This is a genomic window from Fusobacterium sp., assembly GCF_030528405.1.
In the GTDB taxonomy this organism is placed as follows: Bacteria; Fusobacteriota; Fusobacteriia; order Fusobacteriales; family Fusobacteriaceae; genus Fusobacterium.
This window is the reverse complement of sequence record NZ_JAUMYY010000022.1, coordinates 20,071-29,034: the sequence shown is the minus strand read 5'-3', so window position 1 is coordinate 29,034 and position 8,964 is coordinate 20,071. Positions and strand designations below refer to the sequence as shown.

At 28.2% G+C, this 8,964-nt stretch carries 10 protein-coding genes; 6 read left to right on the top strand and 4 right to left on the bottom strand.

Annotated features, from left to right (window positions below):
- On the top strand, positions 1–489 hold a 489-nt coding region (locus Q4A58_RS05090; protein WP_303117101.1), incomplete at its 5' end, for an energy transducer TonB.
- Between the two features lie 75 nt (positions 490–564).
- Here Q4A58_RS05090 and Q4A58_RS05085 read toward each other — a convergent pair.
- The 4 genes from Q4A58_RS05085 to Q4A58_RS05070 form a co-directional block, all read right to left on the bottom strand.
- Entirely contained in the window at positions 565–1,059 is a 495-nt protein-coding gene (locus tag Q4A58_RS05085) for a TetR/AcrR family transcriptional regulator (protein WP_303117099.1), read from the bottom strand.
- 86 nt (positions 1,060–1,145) lie between these two features.
- Positions 1,146–1,652 (bottom strand): flavodoxin family protein, encoded by a 507-nt coding sequence (locus Q4A58_RS05080; RefSeq protein WP_303117096.1) that lies wholly within the window; start codon positions 1,650–1,652, stop codon positions 1,146–1,148.
- Positions 1,653–1,665: 13 nt separating this feature from the next.
- Positions 1,666–3,375, bottom strand: a complete 1,710-nt coding sequence (locus Q4A58_RS05075; protein ID WP_303117094.1) for an amino acid ABC transporter ATP-binding/permease protein — start codon at positions 3,373–3,375, stop codon at positions 1,666–1,668.
- Positions 3,365–5,110, bottom strand: a complete 1,746-nt coding sequence (locus tag Q4A58_RS05070; protein ID WP_303117091.1) for an ABC transporter ATP-binding protein/permease — start codon at positions 5,108–5,110, stop codon at positions 3,365–3,367. The genes Q4A58_RS05075 and Q4A58_RS05070 overlap by 11 nt, the downstream gene beginning before the upstream one ends.
- 271 nt (positions 5,111–5,381) lie before the next feature.
- Between Q4A58_RS05070 and plsX the strand changes: the two genes are divergently transcribed.
- From plsX to Q4A58_RS05045, 5 genes are all read left to right on the top strand, one after another.
- The gene (plsX, locus tag Q4A58_RS05065; RefSeq protein ID WP_303117089.1) at positions 5,382–6,374 is read left to right on the top strand and encodes a phosphate acyltransferase PlsX; all 993 of its coding nucleotides are present in this window, start codon (positions 5,382–5,384) and stop codon (positions 6,372–6,374) included.
- A 2-nt stretch (positions 6,375–6,376) separates the two neighbouring features.
- Positions 6,377–7,363, top strand: coding sequence for a beta-ketoacyl-ACP synthase III (locus Q4A58_RS05060; protein WP_303117088.1), 987 nt, complete (start codon positions 6,377–6,379; stop codon positions 7,361–7,363).
- An 8-nt stretch (positions 7,364–7,371) separates the two neighbouring features.
- Positions 7,372–7,710, top strand: a complete 339-nt coding sequence (locus Q4A58_RS05055) for a hypothetical protein (protein ID WP_303117085.1) — start codon at positions 7,372–7,374, stop codon at positions 7,708–7,710.
- Positions 7,703–8,614, top strand: coding sequence for an ACP S-malonyltransferase (fabD, locus tag Q4A58_RS05050; protein WP_303117084.1), 912 nt, complete (start codon positions 7,703–7,705; stop codon positions 8,612–8,614). Before Q4A58_RS05055 ends, fabD begins: the two co-directional genes overlap by 8 nt.
- Positions 8,615–8,722: 108 nt before the next feature.
- The gene (locus Q4A58_RS05045; RefSeq protein ID WP_022820175.1) at positions 8,723–8,947 is read left to right on the top strand and encodes an acyl carrier protein; all 225 of its coding nucleotides are present in this window, start codon (positions 8,723–8,725) and stop codon (positions 8,945–8,947) included.
- Positions 8,948–8,964 lie beyond the last annotated feature (17 nt).

The following is an 8,964-nucleotide window of genomic DNA, read 5'->3' as shown; positions in this document are numbered from 1 at the left end:
GTAGAAAAGAAAGAAATAAAGAGTAAGGTAGCAGATAAAAAAGAGAAAAAAGTTGAGGAAAAACAAGTCACACAAGAGATAGTTAAAAATCAAGAAGAAATAAATGATAATAAAGATGAAGAAAAAAAACAAGAAAAGATAAGCAAAGCTAGTACTTTTGGTTCAAATTTTATAAATGATGGAGATGGAGGCTATATAGCTCTCTCGTCAGCAGGCATAAATTATACTATATTAAATGAAGTTGAACCTGAGTATCCGCATCAAGCTGAAATGATAGGTTACTCAGAAAAGGTAATAGTTAGTGTCAAGTTTTTAGTAGGTTTAAAAGGAGAAGTCTCTAAGATTGAAATAACTAGATCTCATGCAAAATTAGGCTTTGATGATGAGGTTAAAAAAGCAATTAAGAAGTGGCGATTTAAACCTATTTATCATCATGGTGAGAATATAAAAGTTTACTTTGAAAAAGATTTTATTTTTAATCCAAGATAACTTTAGACAGTGATAAGTATAAATAAAAAGGAGCTGTTACATTTTAAAATCTAATCTGTAACAACTCCTTTTTTGCTATTTCTTTTTTGTATACAGCTCTGTAATATATTTTTTATGTCTCGCAACAAGTTCTAAGATTTGAGTTCTCGAAAATTTTGCTTTTCTTGAAATATTTAAAAAGGAAACAATATCAGTAAAATGAGAAAAAAGATCAGCTCTATTTTCTCCAATCAGTAAATCTTTCTTAAACTTTTTTATCTTACTTGATAATTCAGCATTCCCTTCTTCATCAATTTCTAATTTCTCGAACATTCTTGCAAGTAAACAAGTCATTTCTTTGCATTCACCCTCTTTTTTCGGTTTATCATTGAGTAAGCATTCTTCTATGCACTTAGACAAATCTCTTTTTAAGTCATCTAAACTCATATAGACTGAATAAATAGGGGCAACTGAGCAATTCATTTCTTTTGCAATATTTTTAGCTGTGATAGCTTCAGAGCCTTCTCTTTTAAAGATTTCTATAGCAGAATCAAGTATCATTTCCTTAGTATAGATGGATTTTCTTGCCATAACATCTCTCCAATCTAAAAATGAAATAGTCTTACTATTATGTTATACTAAAATTTAGTATAAATCAATATTCTATTTACTTACAATCAACAAAAATTTTCAGACATAAATTTTTTAATTATTTCAAAATCTTCTTCATTAGGATGTGGATCAGCTTCTTGAATTATCTCATTAATATTTGGAACGAATTTATGTATAATATTTAATGGAAATTTATTAAATTTTTCTTGTAAATCTTCTGAAACACGTCCTCTGGCGAGAACTCCATTTTTAAAATTATTATTTTTAGAACAAAGACTTTTTAGATTATTAAAGCATTTTTTAGCATGCTCAGATGTTAAAGAAGCTGCTAATGTTCCTATGAAGTATATATTTTTTCTTTTTAATTTTTTTAAGAGTCTTCTAGTTTTATCATCAGCTGTCGCCTTATCAATCCAAGTTCCTATAATAATATTTTCAAATTTTTCTAGCTCCTCATCGTTTATATTTTCAATAGCTATGATTTCCTTTTCACAATTAAGAACTTGAAAAGCTTGTTCGCAGACTTTTTTTGTGTTTCCTGTAAGAGATGAATAAATAACAAGTACTTTCATTTTTCCTCCATTTCTAATAATTAATTAGTAAACCATTTTCCATTTTAAAAACTCTATCACAAATAGAAAGAGTTGATTCTCTATGAGATACAAGTATTATAGTTTTATTCTTTGCTTCTTCAATTAAACTTTTTAGTATAATGGCTTCATTTTGAATATCAAGATTAGAAGTAGGTTCGTCTAAAAGAAAAATTTCTCTATCTGCTAAAAAAGCACGAGTTAGCCCTATTCTTTGTTTTTCTCCACCTGAAAAATTTTTCCCACTTTCTTCAACTATACTATCTAATCCCTTAGGAAGAGAAAGAACATAATTATAAAGAGAAGCTTTTTTTAAAGCAGAAAAAATTTCTTCATCTGAAGCATTGGGTTTTGCAATTAAAAGATTATCTCTCAAAGTTCCGATAAATAAATCACTGGATTGAGTCATATAGTTAAATTGTTTATATAAGTCTCCTAAATCTATATTTTTAATATTTTTTGAATCTACAAAAATATTTCCTGTCTGACTATCCCAGAACCTCATGAGAAGTTTTAAAAGAGTTGATTTTCCACATCCACTTTCTCCCATTATACCAACTAATTCTCCTTTTTTTACAGTTAAATTTATATTTTTTAAAATAAAATTTTTAGATTTTTTATGTTTAAATGAAAGAAAATTTATGTCAATCTTATTGTTGCTATTCAGTTTGTCTTTTCCAAATTTATCTATATTTTCTACCGAAGTATTTTCTTCCATTAAATTAAACACTCTTTCAGCAGAAGCAAAGGTTTGAGAAAGTATATTACCTAGATTTGCTAAGTTTATATAGGGAGCGAAACTTCCAATTTGTAAAGTAGCTGCTAATATTGATGTTTCTACACTTACTAAATTTTTTGAAACTAAAAATAAGCTCAATAATATTTGGATTAAAGATAAAAAAAGTATGGTTGAATCTGCTATTATTTGTATATTAGCCATATTATTTCTCAATTTTTTTTGACTTTCCCCAAGTGAAAGACTGATTTTGTCTATTTTTTTTATTATTTTTTTTCCTTGAGAATATTGAATAACCTCCTTAATACCTCTTAAATTATCTAAAAATTCATCATTTATTTTAGCAATTTTATTTCTAGTTGAAATTCCCGATTCACTAATATTTTTCATTGCCAAAAAAGGTACTATAAAACCTATAAAAATTTGAACAAAAAGCATATAAAAAGCATAGATAACTTGAAGTTTACAAAGGTAGAGAAAGAGAACTACACTAGTAAAAAGAGCAATTAAAATAGGTGAAATAGTGTGAGCATAAAAAACCTCCAGAAGCTCTATATCAGCAGTTAAAAGAGCAACCATATCTCCGTGTTTTTTTTCATCTATCTTTGCAGGAGCAAGCTTTCTTATTACTTTAAAGAGTTTTATTCTAATCTCAGCTAATATTTTAAAAGCTATAAAGTGATTAGAATATTGTTCAAGATAATGAAAAACTCCTCTTAAAAAACCGCATAAAAACATTCCATAGAAATAAAAGTTAGTGCTAAAATTGCCCAGAAAAATATTTTTTAATCCATCTTTCGTAGAGGGCAGGATTGATAAAATTGCATAAGTACCGAAAAGGGAAATTCCAAAAGAGAGAATAAAACCTAATACTCCAGCAGTTACAGCAATAGCCATAGTAAACCAAAGATTTTTTAAAAGTTTCACTAAGGTCAATATGATAAGAAGTGAGGATCTTTTAGTTTGCATTTATAACACTTCCCTTCAAGTAATTTTCTAATTTTTCTTGATGTTCATACATATTTTTATATAATCCTTCTTGGGTGTAAAGTTCATTATGTTTGCCACTTTGAATGAGTTTTCCCCTTTCAAGCACATAGATTTTATGTGCATTTTTTATAGAAGCTAGTCTATGGCTAATAAAAATAACTATTTTATTCTTAGCTAACTCATATATGTTATTTAAAATAATCTCTTCAGATTCTATATCTATGTTAGAAGTAATTTCATCGAAAATATAGATTTTTGCTTTATATAAAAGAGCTCTTGCAAAAGAAAGCCTCTGTGCTTGCCCGCCTGATAAATTTCTAGCCTGACTTTTTAAAATATAGTCAAGTCCATTTGAAAATTTAAAAATATCCCATAGCTTAAGTTGCTTTAAGATTTTTATCATTTCTTCATCACTGGCTTCAGGATTTGCTATAATCAAATTATCTCTGACTGTGCCCTCAAAAATATGTGTATCACATCCTATTTTTAATATGTTTTTGGAGATTTCTTCAGTTTTGATATCTCCTAAATTTAAGTCAGTTAAATTTATTTTAGAGAACTCTTCTGTTCTTAATTCCCCAGATATTACAGCTGCAAGAGTAGATTTACCACAACCAGAATGTCCAACAATAGCTGTTAAAGTATTTCTTTCAAAAAGCATATTGATATTAACTAAGGCTTTTTTTTCATCAGTATAAGAAAAGTTTAAGTCTCTAATAGTTATATCAAAATTTTCAGGAAATTTTTTATTGTTATAACTTTTATTTTCCTCTATTTCTAAAAAGTTAATTATGTTATCAGAAGCAGCTAAACCAGTCATAGCAACATGAAAAAGTGAAGTTAGACTTCTCATTGGAATAAAAAACTCAGGTGTTAACATAAATATGAAAAACAAGGCAAAGAGATTTAATTTAGCATTTAAAAATAAAGATATTGTAAAAATTATAGAAAGAATGGTTCCCGTATAAATAATCCAATTGACTACCATAATGGAAAGTAATTGCATTTTTAAAACTTTCATTGTTTCTATTCTAAATTCTTCTGACATTTTAGCTATCTCTTTTTCTTTCATTTCATCTGAACCATAAAGTTTTAAAGTTGTAATTCCTTGTAAACTATCTAAAAATAAGGTTCCAACATTCATATATTTTGCAAAATATTTTTTTTGAATTTTTTTAACTTTTTTAAGAGAGCTACATAAAAGTAAGGGGATTAAAAGAGAAAAAAATAATAAAATAAATGCAATCTTTAGGCTAAAAGGAGCGACACTTAAAAATAAAATTATGGATGATGCAATGCAGTAATAGAGCTGAGTTAGATATCCACCAAAATAAACTTCTAAATGTTCTACATTATCCACAGAAAGATGGATGAACTCTTGAATTTTAAAGCATTCAGAATAATTAAGTCCCAAGTTTAAAATTTTATTAAAAATAGCTTTCCTCAGATTCCTTTTTACTTCTAAAACTAAATCTCCTAATTTTAAAGCTATTATTTTTGTTGAAAGTTTTCTTAAAAAAATAATGCTTAACATGAATATAAGTATAAAAAAATAATATTGATCAAAATCTTTTAAAATTAAGCCTTTTAAAAGAAAAGCAAAAAGCCAGATAAAAGCTATAGTACTAAGAAGTTTAAATGTTGATAAAAGACTTGTTTGAAATATGTATTTGTTAATATTTCCCGATGCTAAATAAAGTTTTTTACTAATCATAATTCTTTCCTTTCAGAATGTATTTATTCAAGCTAAATTTAAAAAAGATTATTTTATTTGTCAAGCTCTAAGTGTTTTAAAGCTTATTATTTTTATAATTTACAACATAAATAAAAAATAAAATATTTACAAATAAGAAAAAAAAATATATAATAAAATAACTGATGTTATTTTATTGAGGAAAATTTTTTTCTATTTTATAAATTTATACTACATTATAAATAAAAATTTATGGTATAATAGTTCATCAATAAAATAATTGGAGGAACTTATGAAGATAGCTTTAGATGCTATGAGTGGTGACTATGCACCCATAGCAACTGTAAAAGGAGCTGTTGAGGCTTTAAAAGAAAATGAAATTTTGAAAGTAATATTGGTGGGGAAAGAGAATATTATAAAGGAAGAATTAAAAAAATACACCTTTGATCAGGAAAGATTAGAGATAAAGAATGCAAATGAAGTTGTTGAAATGACAGATGATCCAGTTAGGGCTATTAAAGATAAAAGAGATTCATCTATGAATGTATGTATTGATTTAGTTAAAGATGGCTTCGTTGATGCTTCCGTTTCTTGTGGAAATACAGGCGCCTTACTTGCAACGAGTCAGTTAAAACTTAAAAGAATAAAAGGAGTTTTAAGACCAGCAATAGCAGTTCCCTTTCCAAGTAAAAAGGGGAATACTTTATTTTTAGATTTAGGTGCTAATGCTGATACTAAAGCAGAATACTTGGATCAATTTGCCTTAATGGGATCTAAATATATGGAAATACTTTCTAATAAAAAAAATCCTAGGGTGGCATTGCTAAATATTGGTGAAGAAGAAATTAAAGGAAATGAACTTACAAGAGAAGCATTTGGACTTTTAAAAAATAATATAAGAATAAACTTTGTAGGAAATATAGAGAGTACTAGAATTTTAGAGGGCGATGTTGATGTAGTTGTAACAGATGGTTTTACAGGGAATATACTTTTGAAGACTTCAGAAGGGGTAGGGAAATTTATATTCCATATTATAAAAGAAAATATAATGAAGACTTTCCTATCTAAATTAGGAGCTCTTCTTCTAAAAAAAGATCTTAAAAAGGTAAAGGAAAAGGTTGATGCTTCTGAATATGGAGGAGCTATATTTCTAGGTTTAAATGGATTGTCAATAAAGGCTCATGGTAGCTCTGATTATAGAGCAGTAAAAAATGCATTGAAAGTTGCTGGAAAATTTATAGAAGCAAACTTTATAGAAGAGTTGAGAAAGACAATGGAGGTATAAAATTGCAAAATGTTGGAATAAAAGGACTTGGGTATTATGTACCTGAGAGAATTGTAACTAATTTTGATTTTGAAAAAATGGTAGAAACTAGTGATGAATGGATAAGAACAAGGACGGGAATAGAAGAAAGAAGATTTGCAGCAGAGGATGAAGCAACTTCAGATTTAGGATACAAGGCAGCATTAAAAGCTATAGAAGCGGCTAAGATAGATAAAAGTGAAATAGATTTAATAATAGTTGCAACAGCAACAGCTGATTATTTAACTCAGGGTTCTGCATGCCTAGTTCAGAAAAAATTGGGATTGACAAGCATACCTTGTTTTGATGTAGGAGCAGCCTGTACAGGATTTATATATGCCTTAACAGTTGCAAATTCAATGGTAAAATCTCAGGCTTTTAAAAATATTCTGGTAGTAGGAGCAGAAACTTTATCTAGAATAGCTGATATGAAAGATAGAAATACTTGTGTGCTTTTTGGAGATGGAGCTGCAGCAGCTATAGTAGGAAGTGTTGAGGAAGGTTATGGAATGCTTGGTATTTCTATTGGAGCTGAAGGTGAAGATGATATGGTACTAAAAATTCCAGCTGGGGGAAGTAAGCATCCTAATACAGAGAAGACAATAGAAAATAGAGAAAACTTTTTGAAGATGAATGGGCAAGAAGTTTTTAAGTTTGCTGTTAAAGTTCTTCCAAAAGTAACCTTAGATGCACTAAAAGTAGCACAACTCGAAGTCAAAGATTTATCTATGATATTTCCTCATCAAGCTAATTTTAGAATTATAGAATCAGCTGCTAAAAGAATAGATTTTCCTTTAGAAAAATTTTATGTTAATTTAAATAAATACGGTAACACTTCTGCGGCATCTATAGGAATTGCTTTGGGAGAAGCTCTAGAGAAAGGGCTTATAGAAAAAGGAGATAACATAGCTTTAACAGGCTTTGGTGGTGGACTGACTTATGGCTCAATAATTATGAAATGGGCTTATTAGGAGGAGAAATGAACAGGAAAATATCATGGGGGATTTTTATTGTTATATTCGCATTATTTTATCTGCTAGAAGTAAGATTTCCTGGTCTGATGTATGATTTAAAAAGAGAGATTTCAAATCTCGTAAGCTTTAGATTTTTTAGAATTGAATTTATAATTTTAGCTGTTGGAATATTATTCCTTATAAGAAGGAGAATAGTTTTAGGACTTATATTTATTTATATAGCTGGCAGAATGATATTTCATTATAGTGAATATTTTTTACCATTGTTTATAATGTTTGTAGGACTTGTTTATATTTTCTTGGGAATAAATGAAAAAAATGGAGGAAAGAATAAAAATGGGTAAGATAGCATTTGTATATCCTGGGCAAGGAACACAATATGTTGGTATGGGGAAAGAGTTATATGAAAAAAATGAAAGAGCTAAAGCTCTGTTTGATAAAATTTTTTCAAGCTTAGATATAGATTTAAAAAGAATAATGTTTGATGGAAGTGAAGAAGAATTAAAGAGCACGGAAAACACACAACCAGCAATAGTTGGTTTAAGTTTAGTATTAACAGAACTTCTAAAAGAAAAAGGTATAAAGCCTGATTATGTTGCAGGGCATTCTGTTGGAGAATTTGCAGCTTTTGGTGGAGCAGACTATCTATCTCTAGAAAATGCAGTTAAACTTGTTGCAGCTAGAGGAAAAATAATGAAGGATGTTGCAGCTAAAGTAGATGGAACTATGGCAGCTGTTTTAGGTTTAGAAGTTTCGAAAATTGAAGAAATTTTAAAAAATATAAATGGACTTGTGGAAGCTGTAAATTTTAATGAACCAAATCAAACAGTTATAGCTGGAGAAAAATATGCTGTTGAAGAAGCTTGTGTAGCTTTAAAAGCAGCGGGAGCAAAAAGAGCATTGACGCTTGCTGTATCAGGTCCCTTTCATTCTTCACTTATGAAGGAAGCTGGTGAAAATTTAAAGAAGTATGCAGACAGTTTAGAGTTTAAAATTTCTAAAGTAAAAATTATAGCTAATACAACAGCAGAAATCTTAAATTCAGAGGTAGAGATTAAAGATGAAATTTATAGACAAAGCTTTGGACCTGTGAAATGGATAGATACTATAAAGAAATTAAAAGAAGAGGGAGTAACTAAGATTTATGAAGTAGGCCCAGGTAAAGTTTTAACAGGTCTTATAAAAAAAATTGATAAAGAGATTGAACTTATAAATATAGAAACTTTAGAAAACTTAGAAAGCATTTAAAATAAATACTTATGCTTTTTAAAATATAGTAGAATAAAACAGAACAATAGTGTATAATAATAGTAATATTATTAATATAAAATTTTTTATAAATTTAAGGAGGAAAAAATGTTAGATAAGGTAAAAGAAATTATAGTTGAACAATTAGGAGTAGAAGCTGATCAAGTTAAATTAGAGTCAAATTTTATTGATGATTTAGGTGCAGATTCACTAGATACTGTTGAATTAATAATGGCTTTTGAAGAAGAGTTTGGAGTGGATATTCCTGATACTGAAGCTGAAAAAATAAAAACTGTTAAAGATGTTATAGACTACATTGAAGCGAATAAATAATAATGTTCTATAAAAAT